20 protein-coding genes and 1 pseudogene are annotated in these 22,208 nt (G+C 66.2%); 8 read left to right on the plus strand and 13 right to left on the minus strand.

What is annotated here, in order from left to right; translation table 11 throughout:
- The first annotated feature begins 127 nt into the window (after positions 1-127).
- Positions 128-1,111 (plus strand): aldolase catalytic domain-containing protein, encoded by a 984-nt coding sequence (locus G3446_RS00830; RefSeq protein ID WP_164450494.1) that lies wholly within the window; start codon positions 128-130, stop codon positions 1,109-1,111.
- A 205-nt stretch (positions 1,112-1,316) separates the two neighbouring features.
- Here the strand turns inward: G3446_RS00830 and G3446_RS00835 are convergent, their stop codons facing one another.
- The 3 genes from G3446_RS00835 to G3446_RS00845 form a co-directional block, all read right to left on the minus strand.
- A complete protein-coding gene (locus tag G3446_RS00835) occupies positions 1,317-1,712 on the minus strand; it encodes a DNA-binding transcriptional response regulator (protein ID WP_164450495.1) in 396 nt (131 codons plus the stop codon).
- Positions 1,709-2,296 (minus strand): 2OG-Fe(II) oxygenase family protein, encoded by a 588-nt coding sequence (locus G3446_RS00840; RefSeq protein ID WP_209262200.1) that lies wholly within the window; start codon positions 2,294-2,296, stop codon positions 1,709-1,711. The genes G3446_RS00835 and G3446_RS00840 overlap by 4 nt, the downstream gene beginning before the upstream one ends.
- Positions 2,297-2,412: 116 nt before the next feature.
- On the minus strand, positions 2,413-3,459 hold the full coding sequence (locus G3446_RS00845; RefSeq protein ID WP_164450496.1) for an Sfum_1244 family protein: 1,047 nt from the start codon (positions 3,457-3,459) through the stop codon (positions 2,413-2,415).
- A 135-nt stretch (positions 3,460-3,594) separates the two neighbouring features.
- Here G3446_RS00845 and G3446_RS00850 point away from each other — a divergent pair, with 135 nt between their 5' ends.
- Entirely contained in the window at positions 3,595-4,149 is a 555-nt protein-coding gene (locus tag G3446_RS00850; RefSeq protein WP_164450497.1) for a hypothetical protein, read from the plus strand.
- A 15-nt stretch (positions 4,150-4,164) separates the two neighbouring features.
- Here G3446_RS00850 and G3446_RS00855 read toward each other — a convergent pair whose 3' ends face one another.
- Positions 4,165-5,031 (minus strand): DMT family transporter, encoded by an 867-nt coding sequence (locus G3446_RS00855; protein ID WP_164450498.1) that lies wholly within the window; start codon positions 5,029-5,031, stop codon positions 4,165-4,167.
- Positions 5,032-5,060: 29 nt separating this feature from the next.
- A complete protein-coding gene (locus G3446_RS00860) occupies positions 5,061-5,885 on the minus strand; it encodes a DNA-formamidopyrimidine glycosylase family protein (RefSeq protein ID WP_164450499.1) in 825 nt (274 codons plus the stop codon).
- A gap of 272 nt (positions 5,886-6,157) precedes the next feature.
- Here G3446_RS00860 and G3446_RS00865 point away from each other — a divergent pair, with 272 nt between their 5' ends.
- Complete coding sequence (locus G3446_RS00865; protein WP_164450500.1) at positions 6,158-6,517, plus strand: HPF/RaiA family ribosome-associated protein; 360 nt, start codon at positions 6,158-6,160, stop codon at positions 6,515-6,517.
- Positions 6,518-6,888: 371 nt separating this feature from the next.
- Positions 6,889-7,806 (plus strand): SDR family oxidoreductase, encoded by a 918-nt coding sequence (locus tag G3446_RS00870; RefSeq protein WP_164450501.1) that lies wholly within the window; start codon positions 6,889-6,891, stop codon positions 7,804-7,806.
- On the opposite strand, the gene G3446_RS00875 is transcribed toward G3446_RS00870, so the two are convergent.
- Both G3446_RS00875 and G3446_RS00880 read right to left on the minus strand, forming a co-directional pair.
- Complete coding sequence (locus G3446_RS00875) at positions 7,797-8,615, minus strand: DUF455 family protein (RefSeq protein WP_164450502.1); 819 nt, start codon at positions 8,613-8,615, stop codon at positions 7,797-7,799. The genes G3446_RS00870 and G3446_RS00875 overlap by 10 nt on opposite strands.
- Complete coding sequence (locus G3446_RS00880) at positions 8,612-9,808, minus strand: glycerate kinase type-2 family protein (RefSeq protein ID WP_245232226.1); 1,197 nt, start codon at positions 9,806-9,808, stop codon at positions 8,612-8,614. The genes G3446_RS00875 and G3446_RS00880 overlap by 4 nt, the downstream gene beginning before the upstream one ends.
- A gap of 291 nt (positions 9,809-10,099) precedes the next feature.
- Here G3446_RS00880 and G3446_RS00885 point away from each other — a divergent pair, with 291 nt between their 5' ends.
- Positions 10,100-10,378 (plus strand): hypothetical protein, encoded by a 279-nt coding sequence (locus tag G3446_RS00885; protein WP_164450504.1) that lies wholly within the window; start codon positions 10,100-10,102, stop codon positions 10,376-10,378.
- Positions 10,379-10,766: 388 nt separating this feature from the next.
- Here G3446_RS00885 and tsaB read toward each other — a convergent pair whose 3' ends face one another.
- From tsaB to G3446_RS00905, 4 genes and pseudogenes are all read right to left on the minus strand, one after another.
- Positions 10,767-11,447, minus strand: a complete 681-nt coding sequence (tsaB, locus tag G3446_RS00890; RefSeq protein ID WP_164450505.1) for a tRNA (adenosine(37)-N6)-threonylcarbamoyltransferase complex dimerization subunit type 1 TsaB — start codon at positions 11,445-11,447, stop codon at positions 10,767-10,769.
- A 6-nt stretch (positions 11,448-11,453) separates the two neighbouring features.
- Positions 11,454-12,380 carry a hypothetical protein gene (locus G3446_RS00895; protein ID WP_164450506.1) on the minus strand — a complete coding sequence of 309 codons (927 nt, stop codon included), beginning with the start codon at positions 12,378-12,380 and terminating at the stop codon, positions 11,454-11,456.
- A 506-nt stretch (positions 12,381-12,886) separates the two neighbouring features.
- The gene (locus G3446_RS00900; protein WP_245232227.1) at positions 12,887-13,663 is read right to left on the minus strand and encodes an adenosine kinase; all 777 of its coding nucleotides are present in this window, start codon (positions 13,661-13,663) and stop codon (positions 12,887-12,889) included.
- A 166-nt stretch (positions 13,664-13,829) separates the two neighbouring features.
- Positions 13,830-14,159 (minus strand): annotated as a pseudogene (locus tag G3446_RS00905) (PfkB family carbohydrate kinase); the annotation flags it as partial.
- Positions 14,160-14,254: 95 nt separating this feature from the next.
- On the opposite strand from G3446_RS00905, the gene G3446_RS00910 reads away from it, so the two are divergent.
- From G3446_RS00910 to G3446_RS00920, 3 genes are all read left to right on the plus strand, one after another.
- Positions 14,255-16,663 carry a DEAD/DEAH box helicase gene (locus G3446_RS00910; RefSeq protein ID WP_164450507.1) on the plus strand — a complete coding sequence of 803 codons (2,409 nt, stop codon included), beginning with the start codon at positions 14,255-14,257 and terminating at the stop codon, positions 16,661-16,663.
- A complete protein-coding gene (locus G3446_RS00915; protein WP_164450508.1) occupies positions 16,648-17,100 on the plus strand; it encodes a hypothetical protein in 453 nt (150 codons plus the stop codon). Before G3446_RS00910 ends, G3446_RS00915 begins: the two co-directional genes overlap by 16 nt.
- Before the next feature lie 67 nt (positions 17,101-17,167).
- The gene (locus G3446_RS00920) at positions 17,168-18,328 is read left to right on the plus strand and encodes a ribonuclease H-like domain-containing protein (protein ID WP_164450509.1); all 1,161 of its coding nucleotides are present in this window, start codon (positions 17,168-17,170) and stop codon (positions 18,326-18,328) included.
- A 99-nt stretch (positions 18,329-18,427) separates the two neighbouring features.
- On the opposite strand, the gene cydC is transcribed toward G3446_RS00920, so the two are convergent.
- The gene (gene cydC, locus G3446_RS00925; protein ID WP_164450510.1) at positions 18,428-20,173 is read right to left on the minus strand and encodes a thiol reductant ABC exporter subunit CydC; all 1,746 of its coding nucleotides are present in this window, start codon (positions 20,171-20,173) and stop codon (positions 18,428-18,430) included.
- Positions 20,170-21,969 carry a thiol reductant ABC exporter subunit CydD gene (cydD, locus tag G3446_RS00930; protein WP_164450511.1) on the minus strand — a complete coding sequence of 600 codons (1,800 nt, stop codon included), beginning with the start codon at positions 21,967-21,969 and terminating at the stop codon, positions 20,170-20,172. The genes cydC and cydD overlap by 4 nt, the downstream gene beginning before the upstream one ends.
- Positions 21,970-22,208: the final 239 nt, after the last annotated feature.

The raw sequence follows: 22,208 nt of genomic DNA on the forward strand, positions 1-22,208 counted from the left end.
TCGCGGATGGCAGAGCCTTTTGGGTCCTTTCCGGCGAAGTCGAGCCGCCTCAGGCCGAGCTCGAATCCCGGGGCGATCCAAGCTGCTCGCGGCGGTCGATTCAATGCACGCCCACGGAGAACGTTCGATGTCAGACAAGGCCCCCTGGATCACCTTCAGACCAGAGCTCAAAGTGCTCGATTGCACCGTCAGGGACGGGGGGCTCGTGAACGCCCATCAATTCACGGACGAATTCGTGAAAGCCGTCTACCAAGCCTGTCTCGATGCCGGGATCGACTATATGGAGATCGGCTACAAGAACTCGCCCAAGACCTTCCCCAAGGAGAAGTTCGGTCCCTGGCGCCACTGTGACGAGGCGGATCTCCAGCGGGTCGTGGGAGATCACGATGCGGAGAAGACCGGGCTCAAGCTCGCCGCCATGGCGGATGCGGGCAAGAGCGATTGGGAGACCCAGATCGTCCCGGCCTCCGAGAGTCCGCTCTCGATGATCCGCGTCGCCTTCTATGCCCATCAGGTCTCTGAGGCGGTCGACATGATTCGCCACGCGGACGCACTCGGCTACGAGACCACGGCCAACCTCATGGCGGTGTCGAACATCACCGAGGAAGAGATCGACACCGTGCTCGAGGCGGTCGCAGGCACGCCCGCAAGCACCATGGTGATCGTCGACAGCTTCGGCTATCTCTACCGCGAGCAGATCGACCGCCTCTACAGGAAGTACACGTCCGCGCTGGAGGGAACCGGGAAGGAGATCGGCATCCACGCCCACAACAACCTGCAGCTCGCCTTCGCCAACACCATCGAGGCCATCATCCTCGGCTGCAACCGGGTCGACGCGACGCTCTTCGGCTTCGGCCGCGGCGCCGGCAACTGCCACACCGAGCTGCTGCTGGGCTTCCTGCGCAATCCCAAGTTCGAGATGCGCCCCATCATCGACGTGATCCAGAACTACATCCTACCGCTACGCAAGGAGCTGGATTGGGGGCCGTCCATCCCCTACAACATCACCGGGCAGCTCAACCAGCATCCGCGCAGTGCCATCGAGTGGCGTGAAGGGGCGACCCCTGACGACTTCTTGGGCTTCTACGACAAGGTCGTCGCGGAAATCTAGCGCAAGGGAAGGGCCGGCCGCGCATGGCGCGGCACCAGCGGTAGAGCGCCTTCGGCTCGAGTGGCTTCGCTTGGTGCTTTCCGCTGGGCGAATGAGAACGGGCGAAGCATCCTGGCAGGCGATGTCCTGGCGATTGTCGCCGCGCTCCGGCGGCAACTGCCGGCGGGCTGGATCCGGGGCTCGATGCGCTGCCTAGGGGCTGGGCTCACTGGATCGCCTGCCGCAGGGCCGCCTCCACCGCGCTCGGATCGACCGGAAAGGGGATGGCCGCGAAGATCGGAAATCTGCTCATCAAGCCGTCCAGCTTTTGCCGATATTCCGCCTGGTAGAAGCAGATCACCTTGACGTGAGGGTGTCTCTGTAGTCCCGCCATGAGCGTCTCGAGGTTGCTGGTCCTGTCCCGAAAATCCGACTGAAAGTTGTATTCGGCAAGGATGACGTCCGGGATCCGGCGTTTGAGCGCGGCTTGCGCCTTGCGCTGAGAGGCCACCACCTCGACCTCGAAGCCCAGCGTGCGATAGAGCGGCACCAGGTTCGGATAGCCTCCAAGCTCGACGATGGCGAGCAGGGTCGGGGCTGCCTCGGTTTGGGCTTCGCTCACGCGAAGATCACCCAGGTGGTGGCGATGTATTTCGCGCCTTCCCGCACCTCGACGGCGCGATGCTCGTGCGTCCAGAAGGGCGGGAAGAGCACCAGCTTGCCGCATTCGGGGCGGACGCTGATTCCCTGGTGCAGGAACTCCGTCTCGCCGCCCGGTCCGGGCACGTCATTGAGGTACCAGAGCGCCACGAGCTGACGCTGGCTCAGCTCGTGGCTGCCGCTGTCGATGTGCCAGTGGTAATACTCGCCCGCTCGGTAGCGCTGGACTTGATAGCCTTCGTCCTTGAAGGGCCCCTTGAAATAGGGAAAGGCCTCGCGAAACTCCTTGACCGCCGCCGCGAGCGAGGCGAAGAACATCTGATCGATGTCCTTCCAGTCTGGCTTGTTGCTGACCACCAGATCCGTGGTGCGCTTGATGCTGTGGTTCTCCGCGCGCAGCTGGCCGATCCGACCCGCGTACTGGTGCTCCGGGCTGGCCTCGAAGCGCTCGATCACCGCCTCGCAGAAGGCTGGCGGAAGCGCCAGGGGGCGCTCGAAGATGAAGGTTCCGGGCTCGACCTCTCGGATGGTCTTGAGGGTGGGCAAGTTGCGCTCCGTGATTCCAGATCTCGCGGGTTGGTCGTTCTGCTCGGCCTATTCTCGGGAGGCCGACCGCAGCAGGTCAACCGAGACCGCGCCAACCGCGGCCTGGGCACGGATCTTCACAGCGGCCTGGTCTGAACGAGGTCCCGGATTGCCTGATCGAGCGCTGCGCCCTGCTCGCGATGGATCTCGAGCATGGCTTGGGCGAGGCTCAGCCAGTGCGCCCGTCCTCTGGCGGCAACCTCATCGAAGCCCTCCAAGCCTCCGTCATGCCTCCAGCTCGCGTAGGCGTCCTGCAGGCCGGGAAAGATCTCCTTGCGCATATTGGTCAGCTGACCGACGAAGAAATGGATCGACGCGGCCTGCGCCTTAGCGGCCAGGTGTGGGATGGTCACCAGACAGTCGGCGAGATGGTCGCGCACGGCGCGCGCCATGATCTCGGCCGGGGTGCCGGCGAGATCCAGGATCAGTCGTCCCCAGGCATCGCCGAGCTGCTCCCCAGCCAGGGTCTCCCCTTGCTCGTGAAGGAGCAGGGTGTGCGCCTCGCGGTCCGCCATGGCGTCGAGCGAGGCATCGAGCGCGTTGTCGAAGTCGTAGCAGGCGAAGGCGCGCCCCAGGGCGTTGTCCGGTCGGCTCCAACGCCAGCTCTCGAGCTTCTCCCAGAGCATGCGTCTGAGCGACTCGCGACGCACGAAGATGCTCTGTCCTAGGGTCATGGCCGGCGGTGCGGATAGATCCCGCGCGTACTCGTCCGCGACGATGAAGACGGACCGATCGCCATGGCGCCGATGCTGCTCCAAGTCGCCTAGGACGAAGTGGGGCTTGCCATGGGTGCCGAGCCCGCCACTGTAGACCAGTCCCTGAGGAGCCAGCGCTCGGTTGATGGCATCCGCGTCGAAGGGATCGTAGCATTGCTCGTCGATCTCGATCGGGAGCAGGTCGGCGTGCTCGAGCTGCTCCCAGAGCTCCTCGCGCGCCTGCAGCCATTCGCCGACTTGCTGGCGCTCCAGCGGCGCGCCGAAGGGCAATCTGCGCTCCCAGCGGAAGTACTCGCGCATCTTCATCAGGTAGATGCAGAGCGAGTCGTCCGCGCCATGGCGAGCATCCGAGACATTGCAGTTGTATTGCACGGTCTCGGCCAGATGATTGAGGGCGGAATGCGTCATCGAGTCACCTCGTATGCCGGTTGCGTCGCTTGGGGCTCCAGGCTCGTTTCCGCGCCTTGGTGCCTCGCGCGCTAGCTGCGCCGCGGCAGCACGCGCCCTTTGTGACATGGGAGATTTGTGACATGGGAGAATAGTGTGGCCTTACGTATCAAAAGCCATTGGAAGGATGAGGATCGGGAGCGGTCGCTGCCCCAGGTCGCCAGTGCGCTCGCCTATATCGCCTGGCGCGTCGCCATGGACAAGGCGATCAACCTGCATTGCGAGCGGTTCGTCTACCGTGACGACGCTCAGCGCTTGGCGGTGATCCAGGAGTATCTGGTCTTCCTGATCCAGATCGCGGACCGGCTGGCGCATGGCGACTTGGACGACGACAGTCGCCAGGTGCTCATCACCGAGCTGGCGAAGAAGCTCTTCGCGCACGTTCAGGACAACAGCCAGGATCTGCTCGGCCCCGGCGACTACGGCGGCCCCTTCATCGGTCTGCTGAACGCCCGGTCGGACGAGTACGCCGAATACCAGCTCGCCGACGATGGGCCGAGCTATGCCTTTCTGCGTCACCTCGGTTACGAGGTTCAGACGCTCATGGGTGCGAAGGACGAGAACCGCTGGGTCATCGACCAGGTGATGGACAAGGACGGCTGGGATGCCTACAAGATGTTCGCCAAGGCCTACCGCGACCTCTTCGAATGAGGCGATCGTGGCTTCTTAGCGCCGAAGCTGCTCGAGCTGGCTGACCAGGATGCCGCAGAGGATGAGCCCCAGCGCATAGAGATGATTCGGCTCGGGCCGCTCGTGCAGAAAGAGGATGCCGCTGCCGACGGCCCATAGCGGGATCAGGTAGTTGAGCTGCGAGACGAAGGCGGGGCCGGCGATGGTTACCAGCTTGAAGTAGAGGATGGCGGCCAGCGCGGTCGAGAAGACGCCGAGCAGGATGACCGCGATCAGCTCTGAGCGAGCGATCTGCAGCGGCACGCTCGGGTCGATCTGAGACAGTGCCGAGGGCGCCATCAGGAGGGCGGCGAGCGAAACGGTTGCCGCAGCCGTGAATAGGGCGTCACTGCGCGGGCGCAGTCGGGCGAGCACCGAGGAGACCGCGTAGCTGAAGGCGCCCCCGAGCACCGCGAGCATCGGCAGGAGCCGCGTCTCGCCGTCTAGGAGCGCTTGCCAGGCCGAGGGGCCCATCAGCACAGCCACGCCCGAGAAGCCCAGCACGAAGCCACTGATGCGGTAGCTGGTGATGCGCTCGCCTGGGATCAGCCAGTGCGCCAGGCCGAGCGTCGCGAGCGGCATCACCGCCATGAGGATACCGGCGACGCCACTGTCGATGAAGCGCTGCCCCCAGGAGACGAGCGAGAAGGGCAGGGCGTAGCCGAAGCAGGCAATGAGGGCCATGAAGCCCCAGAGCCTAGGGGCGGCTCTCGGCCGATGCCCGAGCGCGAGGGCAAGGGGAATGAGCAGGATGGCGGCGACGCCGAGCCTCCCCGCGACGACCAAGTCCGCCGGCAGGGCAGTGACCGCGATCTTGGTCAAGGTGAAGGCGGAGCCCCAGAGGGCGGTCAGCGCGAGCAGCATGGACCACTCCAGGGGGCCATGTCTGTGGCTCACCTGGCGTCAGGCCCGTCGGCGGGCGCGCTCGAGAGACCCGACTGACAGCTCGGGCACCAATAGGTCGAGCGTGGAGTGCGCCCGAGCATCTGTCTGACGACCGGCGCTCCGCAGCGCAGGCAGGGGAGTCCTGCGCGTTTGTAGACCCAGAGACGGCCGCGGCCGTCCTGGCTCCTGCGCGTGACGCGCGGGCCGTCCGAGAGGTTGCTTGCGAGCAGCTCCGCCGCCGTTTCGTAGAGCCGCAGGACGCGCGGGAGCGGGACCTCGCGAAGCCTCACGTCCGGTGGCACCCCCTCCAGGAAGAGGGTCTCCGACTTGTAGACGTTCCCGATGCCGGATGCGATCCGCTGGTCCAGCAGCAGGTCGGCCATGAGCGCATCCGGGCGGGCGATGCGTGCCAGCCGCTCCGCGAGCAGGTCTGGTGACGGGGGATGGCGTGCGAGATCTGGGCCCAGGCGATGACGCTGGTCCCGGTCGTGAAACCCGTCTGCCGCTATGATCTCGACCTCCTTGGCGCTGAAGCAGACGTAGACGCGCTTCGCGAGCCTGAGCACCAAGCTGGCCTGTCGCTCGGGCTTCTGCCAGGGCTCCCGAGGGCGGTAGCGGTGCCAGGAGCCGTAGAGACCCAGATGCGTGCGGATACGCATGGCATCGTCGAGCATGATGTAGAGGTGCTTGCCCTGGCTGGTCACCTGGGTGATTCGCCGGCCAGCCGCCGGCGGGTCTGGCCGGCGGCGGATCCAAAGGCGCTCGACGCGCTCGCCGCAGAGCTCGGGCGCAAGCGCGGCCGCGAGCTTGAAAATGGTGTCACCTTCGGGCATTCGAGACTCCAAGAGCGCCAATCGCGAATCCCTGGGTGCGATTAGCGTCGATGACTGCACATCCGCAGCGCGCTAGTCTTGCAATTCAGGCGCTCGAGCGCCATGATTTGCGCACCGCCGCAAGTCTCGTAACTGCGCCCCTCCGCTTCCAGAGACACCTCTGCGACGTCGTCTCTCATAGAGGCGTTAGCGCCCTCATTTCATGATCCGTCTCGGTGCCCATGCTGCGCGCGTGGCGCGCGACCGCACCGAGTACTTGGAGAACGTCAAGTATGGTCCTAAAGATAGGCGGCGATACGCTTGCGCTGGATGTCGAAATCCGTCGCCAAATCGAGTCAGAAGCTCAGAAGCTCGCGGATCGGTTCCCGGGCGAGCGTATCGAAGCCCAAGTCAACGTCCAAGAAGAGTTCGACCAGCTCCACGGCCATCGCATTCGCTGCGAGCTGAGCGCGAAGCTGGCATCCGGCCACCAAGTCTTGGTGCGCGAGGCTTGCAAAACGGCCAAGGAGGCCATCGGCGAGGTCTTCTTGTCGGCACGGCGCAGTATGCGACGCTTGCGCCGTCAGAGCATGATGGAGGTCGCTCCCACCGCTCCGCCGGCAGGACGCCAGGCTCAGGCCGTCACTCGCTGACATTGTTGACTCGGCCCGAGGGCGGTCGTCCCTCCAGACAATGAGCCGCATGGCGCGCTCGATCTGTCTACAGACCGTCCCCATCTCCCTGAGCAATGGCTCGCGCGAGGCCTATCGCTCCACCCTGGTGCGATAACCGCCGACTTCGTCGGCCTCCGAGGATGCGCGCTCGACCATGGCCGCGCACCGCGCCAAGGTGTCGCTAGAGCACTGGACCCAGCGGTTCGTCTCGACCGCTTTGCGTGGCTGCGGGGCTGGGCATGGATGGTTGCGTGAGTCCCTTCATGCACCCTTCCGGCGCGCTCTCTCTACTCTGGTCTCGACTATTACTCAATCCGTTTCAGGTACTCAATCCGTTTCAGGAGGCACCCATGAAGGTTGCGATCATCGGCGGTACCGGGTTCGTCGGCGCTAACATCACGCAGCGCTTGGTGACGGCTGGGCACGTCCCGCGTTTGCTGGTGCGGCCTGGCAGTGAGAGCAAGGTTCCGCAGCCGGAATCCTGCGAGATCGTGCATGGCGACGTTGGCGATCTCAGCGCGCTGGAGAATTGTCTGACCGGGGTCGATGCGGCCATCTATCTGATCGGCATCCTGCGCGAGTTTCCGGCGCAGGGCATCACCTTCGAGGCGCTGCAGCATCAAGGCGTCCTCGATACCATCGTGGCGGCGCAAAAGCTCGGGGTCGATCGCTTCCTGCTCATGAGCGCCAATGGTGTGCATGCAGAGGGAACCGCCTATCAGCGCACGAAATACCAAGCGGAGCAGGCACTCAAGGCTTCGTCGCTGCGCTGGACGATCTTCCGGCCCTCGGTGATCTTCGGCGATCCGGAAGGGCGGATGGAATTCTGCTCCCAGCTCAAAAAGGACATCATCGACAGCCCCATGCCTGCCCCTTTGTTCTACGCAGGTATCTTGCCAACCGACGCGGGGGGCTTCGAGCTTGCGCCCGTCAGCGTCTCCGATGTCGCCGATGCCTTCGTGCTGGCGTTGAGCGAGCCGAGAACCGAATCACAGACCTACAGCCTCTGCGGGCCGGAGCGTCTGAGCTGGAAGGCGATCCTGACGACCATCGCGGCCGCGGCCGGAAAGACCAAGCTGATGCTCCCGGCTCCGGTCGCCGCCATCCGGGCGACGGCGGCAGTGCTGGATCGCTTTTCGTGGTTCCCCATCTCGCGCGATCAGATCAAGATGCTGATGGAAGGCAACGTCTGCTCCGAGAACGACAGCTTCGCCCGCCTTGGGCTGACGCCGACCCGGTTCGGCGTCGATCAGCTGGACTATCTCTGACAGAGCCTCTCCAGGCGCTCGAGCTCCTCCGCGTCGAACCCGGCGCGGCGTCGGTCGGTGAGATTCAGGGGGCCGCGGATGTCGCCTGTCATGTAGTCGTCGAGCAGGCGAAAGAAGTGCGAGCTGGGCTCGAGTCCCCGCTCCTGGCAAAGCGTGCGGAGCCAGCGCGATCCGGCGGCAACATGTCCGACCTCGTCGCGCAGGATGATCCCCAGGCGGGCGGCCGTCTCGCTGTCGTCCGCCGCCTGGAAGCGCTCGATCATGCCGGGCGTGACGTCGAGCCCCCTGGCTTCGAGCACACGGGGCACTAACGCCATACGCGTGAGCGGGTCGTGCGCCGTGCGCTGTGCCATCTCCCAGAGTCCGTTGTGCGCAGGGAAGTCGCCATAGTCGTAACCGAGGTCGCGCAGCCGCTCGCCCATCAAGCCGAAGTGCTCCGCCTCTTCCGCGGCGACCCGGATCCAATCCGAATAGAAGGCCGGCGGCAGGTCGCGAAAGCGCTGCACGGCGTCGCAGGCCAGATTGATGGCGTTGAATTCGATGTGGGCGACGGCGTGGATCATGGCCGCGCGCCCGTCGCGGCTGCTCAGCTTGCGCGCGACGAGCTGGCGCGGCGGCACGAGCGCGAGCCTGGCTGGCAGCCCCGCGCTTTGGGTGACGGGCTCGGCTCGCTCTGCATCGGCCGAGAGTCGGCCGGCTTGCCAGTTCGTCGCGAGCTGCTGTGCGAGCGTGCGCTTGCGCTCCGGATCGGTCTCGGTGAGACAGCGGGCTGCCGCGGTAAAGAGATTGTCGGTCGATAGGTCGCTCACGTCTTGAGCCCCAGAAGGATGTCAGTCACATTGGTGCCAGTCGGGCCGGTCCGGATGAGATCCCCGCCGGCCTCGAGGAAGGTGCCTGCATCCGCCCGCTCCAGTGCCTCCCGCGCACTCAGGCCCGCCAGCTCGGCGCGCTCCAGTGTGCCGGCGTCGACCAGGGCGCCCGCGTCCTCGGTCGGTCCGTCCGTGCCGTCGCTGCCGATGCTGAGGAGGAAGTGGCCATGATGGCCGGCGAGCTGGGTCGCGGCGGCGAGCGCCAGGTGCTGACTCCTTCCGCCGCGTCCCGGATTCCTGGGCAGTCGGACTGTCGGCTCGCCGCCCCAGAGATGCAGGCCGCGCTCGCCGCCAAGGAGCGTCCGTGCGAGCTGCTTCCCCAATCTTTCCGCGTCGCCGCTGAGGCGCTCCGGGTGCAAGAAGGTGGTCAGCCCGCGCTGCCGCGCCTCCGTTGCGATCGCTGCCTTTGCCTGCGATAGCGTGGCAAGGATCTCTACCCGCGCGCGTCCCGTCTCAGGTGAGCCGCGCTCACGGATGCCGCGCTCGACCCAGGTGGAGAGCCATTCGGGAAGCTCCAGCTGTGCGACCCCTTGGGCCAGGTCGGGCTCAGGTGTCAGCGGACCCGAGCCGATGACCTGGGGCAGGTCCTGGGGGACGTCGGAGATCGCCAGGGCACGCAGGGGTCTGTCTTCGAGGTGACCGAGCAGTCCGCCAGCCTTGATGCGGGATAGCGACTTGCGCACCAGGTTCATGGCGGTGATCGGCAATCCGCTTGCGAGCAGCCAGGCGTTGATCCGCCGCAGCTCGGGGAGGTCGATGCCTCGAATGGGTACCTCGACGAGGCTGGATGCCCCTCCGGAGAGCAGGAAGAGGACCTCGCGATCCGCTGGCAAGGCTTGGAGCATTCTCTGCAGGTCCCGGCCTGCCTCCAGGCTGCCTTCGATCGGCAGCGGATGCCCTCCGAAGCGTGTCTCTATGCCGTATCCCGCCAGCGCGAGCGGATCTGCATGGCCCTGCTTGGTGATGACGAGTCCGGTGTCGAGCCGATCCCCCATGGCCTCCTTGGCGCCGAGCGCCATCGCCTCGGCGGCCTTGCCGACGGCGCACAGCCAGACAGGCCGCCGGGGAGTGCTGCCATTCAGTGCATTGCGCACAGCGCGGCGCCCATCGACCGCCTTCAGGCCTGTCATCATGAGCTCGAGCATCAACCGACGTGAGTCCGAGGGGATATCGGGGCCGGCGCGAGACGGGCTGGACATTACCGGCGGCTTACGAGGCTGCTGATGTGTGAGTGCTCCAATTCGGAGCGCGGAGTCCTCGACCTGTGCCGGATTTTGGTGCGTTGATTTGCCATTGAATAATTAAATAGCAATAATTTCAAAAAGAGGCGCTCATCGGCCGATCACCCGGCTCACTGAGTGCTCCGTCTCTTGCGAGAGCAGCTGTTCGAGGGCTCGCCCTCAAGACTCGAGGAGAGTACAGACATGAAACTCTGTCCGAAATGTAGCCAGTCACGCTGGCCCTTCGTCGTGGCGCTCGCCGTTGCCGCCTTCGTCGCCGGCATGACCTGGCTGATGCTCGGGCTGGCGGCCATGGACGCTTGGCAGCGCGCGCTCATTGCAGTCACGGTCTTCTCGGGTGTTTGCGTTACGCTGGTCCATTATGTCCTGAGCTGCTTGCGGCGACATTGCCGGCACGGGCATGCGACGTCGCCAAGCGTCAAGCGCGCCCTGAACGGCCAGGCGCGTGCCGGCTCGGGCTGAGGCTCGACGGCCTGTCGCTAAGGGTCTCGCCTAAGGGCATTGGCGTGAGATCGTCGATTGGCCCGGTCTCCCGTTGACAGCCGGACAAGCGCGGCGCAGTCCGCCAACAGCACGGGATTCGGTGGACTTCGCTCTCGAAACTGTGAGAGTAATCCAAGCGCACCGCAAGATCGCAGATTGCTGTAGGTTGGGCCGACGCAGGAGGCCCAACAATCAAAGCGTTAGGCTAGCCGCCATGTTGGGCTTCGTACCTCAGCCCAACCTACGCAGAATTTCTTCACAGTCTCTCTCGCTCGCCCACCCTACCGGTCCACCTGACGCTCAAGGCCTGGACGTTGGGACGGATGGCTGTGCGGATGGGTGCGGGGACCGCGATCGTCACTGGCCTCTAGGCGGTGCGCGTGACCCGATCGCGCAGGTAGACGGGAATGGCGCGCTCCGCAGGCAGCTGGCGGCCGGCGCGAAGCTCGGCGACGGCCAAGGTGGCGATGTCATGGGCCTCGCAGACTGCCTCCGGCCGCGTCGCTTGCACGGCGTCCCCTAGACGCGCCCGCAGGATCTCTCGGTAAGCCGACCATCCAGGGCCGATACCCATCCAAGCGTCCCCGCTCGGCGGGGCTGGGACCCGATTCGGGGGGCTGACGCACTCTTCGCCCTGAATCCTGGCGAGATCCTCGGCCCCGATCTCATAGCATCCCCAGTAGACCTCGTCCATACGCGCATCCAAGGCCGCAAGCAGTCGGCGCTCGCCGGTGCGTCTGAACTGGCCTTGGGCCATGGCGGCCAAGGTGGAGATGGGCACGACCGGAAGCTCCGCCGCGAAGGCCGCGCCTTGAGTCACGGATGCCGCAATGCGCACTCCGGTGAAGGAGCCCGGTCCGCGCCCGAAGGCGATGGCGTCCAGATCTTGAAGCTGCAGCCCTGCCTCGTCGAGCAGCTCCTGCATCATTGATAGGATCAGCTCGCCGTGGCGTCTCGGGGCGATCTGCAGTCTTTGCCGAATCGCCTCGTCGATGAGGAGCGCCGCTGAGCAAGCCTCACCCGAGGTGTCGACCGCTAGCAGCTTCATCCGCGGTCAGGCCGATAGTGCGAGACCTGGGGGCTGCATGCCGAAGGCGGTGCCGCCGAAGGGATCTTCGATCTCGTGGATATAGGGGTAGGGTGGCTGGAGCACCCAGCCCCTGAACGGGCTGTCGAGTGTGCTTTCAAGCTGGCGTGCCGGTCCGTCTTCGGAAACTCCCACGATAATGAGTCTGATGCGTCCGAGCAAGTTGTGAGGATCATCCAGGCGGGTCTGAACCGCCCAGCCCTCGAGGCCGTCCATGAAGTACTCGCTTTGCACGACGGATGGCTTGGTCTTGAGGGCGAAGCCGAGCAGCAGCAAAAGCTTGTATTCGAAACTCGGATCGAAGTCGCCGATCGTGCCGGAGCTCGCGCCTGGCTCCCAGGAGCTGCCGTGGCGGCGTGACATCAAGTAGAGATAGAGCTCGTGTACATCTCGCCAAGTTCCCGGTGGAATGGGCGTTCGCCAAAGCCCGGCGTAGCGGATCTGGCGGTTGGCGAAGCGGAAGGCGTTGCGGATGGTCCACTGGCGGCGGCGCAGCTGACGACCGCTCGGCAATGGGTATTCCTGGTCGAACTGGCGCAATGCCTGGAGCAGGTTGGCGAACATGAGCCGGTTCAGCCGCTGCTCGAGCGTGACTCCGGAGCTCCGGTCGATCTCCGTGCTCTCGCCCGAGTAGGGTTTCGGCAAGCCCGCGCAGGTCTTGAGGATGGGCACCTTGAGCGTCGACAGAATTGTCAGTCTGCGTTTGGCGCTGACGTCCTCCTTGCGCAGATTCTCCAAGGCCATCAAGAGCGCTGGACCAGATTGTCGCACGCCCGCGCCTCTGAGCACGGCAAGCCAATCCTTCAACTTCTCCAAATTGCCATCGAAGCGCGGTCTCGTGCATTCCCGCATGACGAGCGGTGAAGGCAGCGAGGGTGCATCGAAGCTCAACATGGTGTCGTCTCCCTAGCCTTTTGGCGATACCGAAAATCTTCAGCCCGGCTCCCAGGTGTCCGGGGTCGCCTTTCAAGTGAAGGACGGATTTTCTCCCACTACCGGCAATGCTAGCGAGTTGGCGAGACGCGTAATGTCGAGTGGGTCTCACTTCGCCTGGCCCTTTTCGGGGCTGCCGTCGAGGGAATCTGACCGCTGCGTGTAATCGGGCGCTCTTTGATCGCAGGAGGTATCGGCCGGTCCGCTGGGATATTGAGGTCGGGTGGCGGCCCTGCCGGCACCGCTCGCATCCGAGCGGTACGACCTGTGAGCGCAGTCTCAGGCCGAGATGCGCGTGCTTCGATGATCCCGAGGTCCAAGCCCGCGGTTGGTGGAAGCGAGGAGCGGCGTCCCGCCGCGATCACGCGACCTCGACGCCGGGGCGCCCTGCCCAGGTAACGTGCTTGCAGGGTGCGCGGCGCCGACTCGACCGCGTGGGCGGGCCGATGATCGACGCCGATGACGTCCTAGGCGAACGTCTTCAGGATACGTTGGGTTTCTTCAGCGGCGATCCGCGGGCCGAGCGAAGTGACGAGCTTGGCCGAGGCTGCCGAGGCGAGATCGCCAGCGCGTTGGAAGTCCCATCCTTGGCTCAGACCATAGAGAAAGGCGCCTGCGAACATGTCCCCGGCACCCACAGTGTCGACGGCCTCGACCTTGACCGGGTCGATCTCGATCAGCTCCTGGCCGTTCCAGGCCAGTGCGCCCTTGGGGCCGCGCGTGATGGCAAAGCGCTTGGCGATGGTCTTCATGTAGGCCAGGGTCTCGTTCAGGTCGTCGCTCCCGGCCATGCCCATGGCCTCGAATTCGTTGGCGAAGAGCAGATCGACGCCCGAGCCGATCATCTCGAGCAGGCCATCCTTGAAGAATTTCACCATGTTGGGATCGGACAACGAGATGGCCGTCTTGACGCCGGTGGCATCGGCCAGCCGCTTCGCTTCGATCGCAGCGGCGCGCGCGGAGTCCGAGGTGACCAGATAGCCTTCCGTGTAGAACCAGTCGGAGGCGCGCAGGGCATCCGCGACGATCTCGTCGGAGGAGAGGTTGCCGCTTACCCCCAGGAAGGTGCACATGGTACGGTCGCTGTCCGGCGTGACCAGGACGACGCAGCGGCCGGTGTGGCCTTCCCGCGAGGCATGGAGAGCGCAGCGCAGCCGAGCGGCCCCGGGTAGGTGTGGGCGCGGGCGTAGCGCCGCAGTGCCGAGGGCTGTGCCCGAGGCGCGGAGGCGATATGCAGAGCGCATCCCGCACACCGTTGAGTCATTCGTCGCAGGGGAGTGGCGCAGGCGCGCAGAGCCGTAGCCAGCCCCCGGAGCGGGACGAGCCCGGGCTAAAAGGCTGTCTTGTCGCGAGGGCGTTGGGGCGACTGGGAGTCCCGCAACGCATCCTGAGCGGCGACGACACCCCGGGATCCTTCTCGGTGTGGTGATTGGTGTCGACGCCGCCGTCGACGAGGTCCTGCATGTAGAAGTGCCCCAGCTCGTCGTCGGCGACCCTGCAGGAGTAGTAGCCTTTGCCGCCGAACTGACTGAAGGCGATGATGGAGTTGGCCGCGGAGCCACCCGAGCCGCGCTGGTGGTGGTGATCCTTGAGATGATTCATGATGCTGGCCTGCTGCTGCTCATCCACCAGGGTCATGACGCCCTTGTCGATGCCGAGGATGCCCAGATCCTCGATAGCGACCTCGTACTCCATGTCGACCAGTGCGTTCCCGATCCCGTAGATGTGATACTTCGCCATGATGTCTCCAATGGTTGAGAGATGAGCCGCCGCATTGTACAGACTGGCGAAGCTGATAGAGATGGATTCGCGGCTTCCGACCCTTCGAGCCGCCCATGACCACTTCGCCCGCTTCACTGAATGCCGACTCTCCGCAGGTGCTCCGCTTGGAAGCGCGCCTGGCGGCGAAGTATCGGGGCAGAATCGCCGCGACGCGCTCGACGCCCGCGCGGTCCGCGCAGTGGCGCGACCTTCCGGCCGATCTGCCGCCGGCGCTGGCCGAGGCGTTGCGCAACCGCGGCCTGGAGCGCCTCTACAGCCATCAGCGCGAGGCCTGGGACCTGGCGCGCGTCGGAAGACATCTGGTGGTCGCGACGCCGACCGCCTCCGGCAAGACGCTGTGCTACAACCTGCCCGTCCTCGAGTCCGTCCTGTCCGGCGGCCGCAAGGCCCTCTATCTCTTCCCGACCAAGGCGTTGGCGCAAGACCAGGTGGCCGAGCTCATGGAGCTGAGCCGCGCTCTGAGCGCGGCGGGCGGTCCCGGCATCAAGGCCTTCACCTTCGACGGCGACACCCCGGGCGATGCCCGCAAGGCGGTACGCACCCGTGGCGATATCGTCGTCAGCAACCCGGACATGCTCCATCAGGCGATCCTGCCGCACCACACCAAGTGGGCGCAGTTCTTCGAGGGGCTGGCCTATGTCGTGGTCGACGAGCTGCATAGCTATCGCGGCGTCTTCGGCTCGCACGTCGCCAACGTCTTTCGGCGGCTGCGGCGGATCTGCCGCTTCTATGGCGTGGAGCCGACCTTCATCTTCGCCTCGGCCACCATCGCCAACCCGGCGGAGCTGGCCGAGCGCCTCTGTGGCGAGCCGGTCGAGGCCATCCTGGAGAGCGGCGCGCCCCAGGGCGAGCGGCATCTGCTGCTGTGGAATCCGCCCGTCATCAATCCGGACCTGGGGATTCGCGCCTCGGCCCGCTCACAGACCACCCGTATCGCGCGCATGGCGGCCAAGGTCGGACTCAAGGCCATCGTCTTCGCCCGCTCGCGGCTGATGGTCGAGGTCATCACCAAGTACCTGAAGGACGTCTTCGATCACGACCCGCGCCGGCCCGCCCGCGTCCTGGCCTATCGGGGCGGCTATCTGCCGAGCGAGCGTCGCCGCGGCGAGCAGGCGATGCGCGCGGGCAAGGTCGATCTGGTGGTGGCGACCTCGGCGCTGGAGCTGGGCGTCGACATCGGCTCCTTGGATGTCGCCATCCTCAACGGCTATCCGGGCACGGTGGCGGCGACCCTCCAGCGGCTCGGGCGGGCAGGGCGCCGGCTGCGGCCATCGCTCGGCGTCCTGGTCGCCACCACCGATCCCCTGGATCAGTTCCTGATCCGTCACCCCGAGATGCTCTTGGGGGCCTCGCCCGAGCACGCCCGCATCCATCCGGACCAGCTCCTGATCCTGCTCGAGCATGTGCGCTGCGCGGCCTTCGAGCTGCCCTTCCGCGACGGCGATGCCTTCGGCGGCGAGGATCTGGGCGAGATGTTGAGCTATCTGCGCGACGAGGGCGTGCTCCAGCATCAAGGCGACCGCTGGTACTGGGTCGCCGACAGCTACCCGGCCAATGCGGTGTCCCTGCGCTCCGTCGCCGAGGGGAACTTCGTCGTCATCGACACCACCGACGGCGCCCAGACGATCATCGCCGAGGTCGACTACAGCTCGGCGCCCGGCACCATCTACGCAGGGGCCATCTACATGGTGCAGTCCCAGCCCTATCAGGTGGAGCGTCTGGACTGGACCGGCCGCAAGGCCTTCGTCACCCGCACCCGCGCCGATTACTATACCGACGCCATCGACTACACCCGGCTCAAGATCCTCGACCGTTTCGAGGGGGCCGTGCTCGGGCGTGGCGTCGCGGCCAACGGCGAGGTGCATCTGGTGCGCCGCTATCCCGGCTACAAGAAGATTCGCTACTACAGCCATGACAACATCGGTTATGGCAACATCGATCTTCCCGACCAGGAGTTGCATACGACCTCGGTCTGGTGGCAGGCCGAGCCGAGCGCCCTGGAGGCCGCCTTGCCGGACCGCCAGCAGGCGATCGAGGGCTTTCTCGGCGCGGCCTATGCCCTGCATCATGTCGCCGCCCTCAGGGCGATGGCGGAGCTGCACGACCTCGGGCGCGCCGTCGGGGACGGGCAGGGGACCTGGTTCGCCGTGGTCGGCGGCGATGGGCGCGGTCAGATGCGCGGGCCTGGCAATGACGCCCTGGACCCGGCGGAGCAGGACCGCTTCGAGCCGACCCTTTTTCTCTATGACAATTACCCTGGCGGGGTGGGTCTTTCCGCGCCGCTCTTCGATGCCGCAGGGCGGCTGGTGAGCGACGCGCGCGATCTCGTCGCCGGCTGCTCCTGCGCCGCGGGCTGTCCGGCCTGCGTCGGCCCGGTGCTGCCGGGAGACGAGGAGCGCGCCTTGACGCCGCGCCAGGCCGCACTCGCGGTGTTGGAGCTTTTGTTATGTCGCGAAGGATGAATGCGGCGCTGCTGATCGGACTCATCGGCACGCCGATTGCCGGCTCAATGGCGGGCATGGACTATGGTCGCGCCATCTGGGGCGATGACCAGATCTGGTGGACGCCGCGCACGCAGGCGCTGCCGCTCGAAGCGACGGAAGACAGCTTCCGCATCTATTTGGAAAACGAGCCTCTGAGTCACCACCTGAAGCGCTCCTCATTGACCGCCTTGGGCCGGGACGGCATGGCCTATTTCGTGACCCCGGATCTCTTCCGGGCGCGTATCAACAACTGGGATCGCGTCAAGGCGGGCTATCTGCATTCCGCCGTCTACTCGGCCTTCGGGCTGGGGGTCACGCTGACCTGCCTGGTGCTGGGGCTGATTCAGTTCTTCCGAGAGCCGCCACAGCCGCGGCGGCGAGTCGCCGGTGCCCGGCCCCGAACGGTCCGTCGCTGACCGCCTGAGGCGACTGCGCGGGCAAAGCGGACTCGCCGAGGCACCTGCACGGGCCCCTGCGGCCGCCTTGCCCGAGCAGCCTTCCTTCTCCGAGCGTGTGCGCAGGCTGATGGTCGGTCCGCAACGGGCGCGCTCGAAGACGGGAGACCAGGATGAATTGGCCGAGCAGCTCGGGGCTGAGCCCGTTGCGCCCGGGGTGCTCCTGGTGGAGCGTCGGCTTGGCGCGCGTCTGAGGCATGGTCGTGTCCTGCTGAAGCCGGAGATTGCCGACGCCGGACGGGCCTCGGCGAGTCTGATGGAGCTTGCTTGGCGTGGGGCGTCTCCCGATGCCGCGCCGCGACCTCTGTTGTTTCTGGATACCGAGACGAGCGGGCTGGCGGGGGGGACTGGGACCTGGGCCTTTTTGACCGGGATCCTGATCGCAGAGCCAGAGACCTGGGTCCTGCGTCAGTATCTGCTCACCAGCCTGGATGCCGAGCCCGCCTATTTGGAGGCCGTCGGTGGCGAGCTGTCAGCGCCAGCGATGCTGGTCAGCTATAACGGCCGCGCCTTCGATGCGCCCTTGCTGACGACGCGCTTTCGTCTCGCCGGTCGGCCCGATCCATTCGGTGAGCTCTGGCATCTCGATCTATTGGCCCCGGTGCGCCGCGCCTTCGGCCGCGTCTGGTCAGATTGCAGACTGATGAGCGCCGAGTCCAAGCTGCTCGCGTTCGCACGTGAGGATGACCTGCCGGGATCGGCGGCGCCGGCCGCATGGCTTGGCTGGATTCAGCGTGGCGAGATGGCGTCGCTCGGCGGCGTCTTGCGTCACAACCGTTGGGATCTGCTCTCGCTCGCCGGACTGGTCCCCGTCTTGGGCGAGGCCTTCGAGGACCCGAACAGCTATGGCGCGGATCCGCATGCCGTCGCCAGACATCACTGGGCGCAGGGCCGTTTGGCGCAAGCCTTGAGGCTCCTGGAGGCGGCGTCGGGCCGGCTGACGGACGCCGGACGCCTGGACCTTGCCGACCTCTACCGGCGGCAGGGTCGCTGGACGGATTGCTGTGCGATCTGGGAAGGGCTAGCAACCCAAGGCAGCCAGGAGGCCCTGAGCGCCTTGGCCAAGTATCACGAGCACAAGCGCCATAACCTTGGGCGCGCGCTCGAATACGCTGAGGCGCTGGCGCCAAGCGAGGAGCGCGAGCGCCGCTGCCAGCGCCTGCGGAAGAAGCTGCGGGGCTCAGGCTGAGCTCGGTCGCTGCGTCTCCCTAACGAGGTGCGTAAGCTGCCTGGCGACCCTAGGTGCAGGTCGCCGGTGGCACCGTACAATCCTGACTGCCCACTGCCCTCACTGCGAAGTCTTGGCCGCGATCTTTGGCCCGACCGCCAGAAGCGTCGCTGCCGTGGCCTTGGGCACCACCGAGGCGTCGCCCCGCGCGAGCTCGCGGCCTTGGTCGAGGACGAGCACCTGATCGACCCAGTCCAGTCCCGCCGGGCGATGTGTGATCAGCAGGACCGTCCGGCCGGCCATGAGCTTGCCGAGGGCCTGCATGAGGTCGCGCTCGGTCGCCGCGTCCAGGCCCTCGGTCGGCTCGTCGAGCAATAGGATCGGGGCGTCCTTGAGCAGCGCCCGCGCCACCGCGATGCGACGGCCTTGGCCGCCGGAGAGGCGAACGCCCGTCTCGCCGACCCAGGTGTCGTAGCCATCGGGAAGCTCGCTGATGAAATCGTGGATCTGGGCGACCCGGCAGGCCGCTTCGAGCGACCCCTGAGATGCCTCTGGATTGGCGATCAGCAGATTCTCGCGAATGGTCGCATCGAAGAGGTAGGTGTGCTGACTGACGACGGCGATATGGCGTCTTAGGTCGTCGCCGTGGAAATCCAGGATATCCTTGCCTCCAACGCGAATTGTGCCCGCGCTAGGCGCCCAGAATCGCAGCAGGAGGTTGAAAAGGGTGCTTTTCCCCGAGCCGGTCGCCCCGATGACGGCCGCGCGTCCACCCTCGGGAACCCGCAGCGAGATCTCCGAGAGTGCGGGCTTGTTTGCCTCTGGGTAGCTGAAGCTGACGTTGGCGATCTCGACGTCGAATCCTCGCGGCATCGGTGACGCGCCGCTGGGGGCCGGAACCGCGGGCTGGGTGTCTACGATGGCGAAGAGGCGACGCGCTGCGGCCAGGGTGCGGCCCAGCAGTTGAAAGGCCTGGGGCAGGGGTGCGACGGCCTCGAAGCTCGCTAGGGTGAAGAGTGCGAGCATTGCCAGCTGCGGGGGGAGGATCGTGCCGTCATGCACCATGGGAATGGCGAGCCACAGCAGCACCCAGAGGCTCAGGCTGGCGCAGAGGCCGACGGCGGCTTGGGTCAGGCCATGGTCGCTGCTGAGACGGGATTGATCCGCGACCAGGCGGCGGCTGAGCCCGTCGATGCGCTGTGCTTGCCGCTCGGTCGCGCCGTAGAGCGTGAGCTCGGCCATGCCTTGCACGCCGTCGACGACGGCGGTGCGCAGCGTCCCCTCGTCCTCGGCGATGCGCTGTCCCGGTGCCTGTCCTCGCAGCTGCGACCAGATCGGCAGGCCGACGCCCGCCACGATGAGGAAGCTCAGCCCGGAGATCGCCAGCAGCGGATGATAGAAGAGGAGGAAAACGGTGAAGAGCAGTATGCTGATATTGGCGACGACCACGGGCACCAGCACGCGGACGTAGAGGTTGTCTAGGGCATCGATGTCCGCGCGGATGCGACTGAGCAGGTCGCCACTGTGATACTGCTGTAGCCGCGCGGGAGCTAGCGGCTCTAAGTGACGGTAGAACCAGACGCGCAGGCTGGCGATGAGCCTGAAGGTCGCCTCGTGATTGACCAGGCGCTCGCCATAGCGGCCGGCGGTGCGGATCATGGCGCTGCCGCGGATGAGAGCGGCCGGCGTGAAATAGTTCATGGCGACGCCAGCGATGCCGGCCGCGGCCATTGCGGTCAGGAACCAGCCGGCGGCGGCCATGAGCGTGACGTTCGCGATCAGGGTCAGGATGGCGGCCAGCGTCCCGAGCAGCATCCAGCCGCGATAGGGCCGGAACAGGATCCAGAGGCGTCTCAGCTCTGTCATCTGCGCTCTCCGGTGTCGATTGCAGAGGTCGATTCATCCTCCGAGCCGCCATAGGCGGCGATCATCCGAGCGTAGAGCCCCCTGGTGCTGGCAAGCTCCTGGTGTGCGCCCTGCTCGACGATACGTCCCCGGTCGAGCACCAGGATGCGGTCCGCGCCGCGCACGGTTGCGAGCCGGTGTGCGACGACCAGGAGCGTGCGGTCACGCGCGAGCTCGTCGATGCCCTCTTGCACCAGGCGCTCACTCTCCGGATCCAGGTTTGCCGTCGCCTCATCCAGGATCACCAGTGGTGCGTCACGCAGGAAGGCGCGGGCGAGGGCGATGCGCTGGATCTGGCCGCCGGAGAGGCCTGCGCCGCGCTCGCCGACAAGGCTGTCGTAGCCGGCCGCCAGCGCCTCGATAAACTGGTCCGCCCGGGCGCGTCGCGCGGCCTCGCGGACCGCCTCGAGGTCGGCGTCCTGTGCTCCCAGCTTGATGTTGTCCGCGATCGTGCCCTGAAACAGTCTTGGCTGCTGAGGGACCCAGGCGAGGTGGCGGCGCCAATCCTCCAGGTCGATGTCGGCGAGCGCTTGCTCGCCAACGAGGATGCGGCCCTCGGTCGGGCTCAAGAACCCGAGCAGCAGGCTCACCACGGTGGTCTTGCCGGCGCCGCTGGTGCCGACTAGCGCGATGCGCTGCCCCGGCGGAATCTCGAAGGTCAATCCCCGCAGGGCCTCGCGGCCTTCCTCGTAGCTGAAGTGCACGGCGTCGAAACGCACCCCGAGCGGGCGGGCGTCGGCGAGCTGCTGAGTGCCGGTTAGCCTCTGTCTCGGCTCTGTTCCGAGGAACTCGATGAGGCGCTCGGCCGCGGCGACCGCACCCATCTTGGCGTGGTACTGGGTGCCGAGATTGCGCAGCGGCGCGTAGAACTCCGGCGCGAGCATGAGCACGAAGAGCCCCTGCAGGTAGCCGATGTCGGGGACGCTGATCCAAGATGGCACGGGGACCGCGAGATCATAGAGTCGGAATCCAATGAAGACGGCGACCAGGGCGATGCCGACGCTGGCGAAGAACTCCAGGACGGCAGAAGACAGGAAGGCGATCCGCAGCACCTGCATGGTGCTGGCGCGGTAGTCGTCTGAGACGCGGGCGATGACATCGACCTCGCGGCGGCTGGCTCCGAACAGCTTGAGCGTCGTCAGGCCCTGGATCACATCGAGGAAGTGCGCGCTCATGCGTGCGAGCTGTTTCCACTGGCGCTGATTGCGGGCCTCGGCGCCGGAGCCGATGATGATCATGAAGAGCGGGATCATGGGCGCCGTGACCAGGAGCACCAGCCCGGCCAGCCAGTCGGTCGGAATGACGGCGGTGAGGATGGCTAGCGGCAGGATCATCACTAGGGTCATTGCCGGCACGAAGCGCGCGTAGTAGCCCTCGAGGTCGTCGATCCCCTTGGTCAGGGTCTCGGCGATTGCGCCGCTGCGCTGACCGGCGAGATAGCTGGGGCCGAGCGTCTGAAGGTGCCGGTAGACCCGGTCGCGCAGGGCGACACGCACGTTGGCCGCCGCTTGGAAGGCGGCCCGCTCGGCGAGCCAGACGATGAGCGCCCTGACGAGGAAGACGCCGAGCAGACCCCACAGCCAGGGGCGAACGGCTGCCAGACCCGCCTGCGCGAAGATGACGCCGTTGAGGACGACGGCCAGCAGCCACGCCTGGGCGATGGCGAAGAGGCCGTTGGCGGTGCTCAGCCAGATGCTGTGGGCGAGCGCCTTTCCCGCGAGTGGCCGTTGCGACTTGAGCCAGGCTGTGACTGACATAGGCGGTCGTTCTCTGGACCTCGAGTGACATCGAAGCCGAGAGCATACGGAACCGCCGCCGGGGTGGGCAATGCGGAATCTCGAAAGGTGAGTCGGGACAGGCCCGGTTGGAGCGAGCGGAGGCGCCCGGCCGGTCGCCGACTGGGGCCGATCGAGCTGCTCGGATGCTTGGTCGAGAGGCGCCTGGCCGGGGCGTTCTCCGCCCGGTCAGGCGCTCATGGGGGAGGCGGCGGTGATCG

This window comes from Thiorhodococcus minor (assembly GCF_010820565.1).
Taxonomy (GTDB): Bacteria; Pseudomonadota; Gammaproteobacteria; order Chromatiales; family Chromatiaceae; genus Thiorhodococcus; species Thiorhodococcus minor.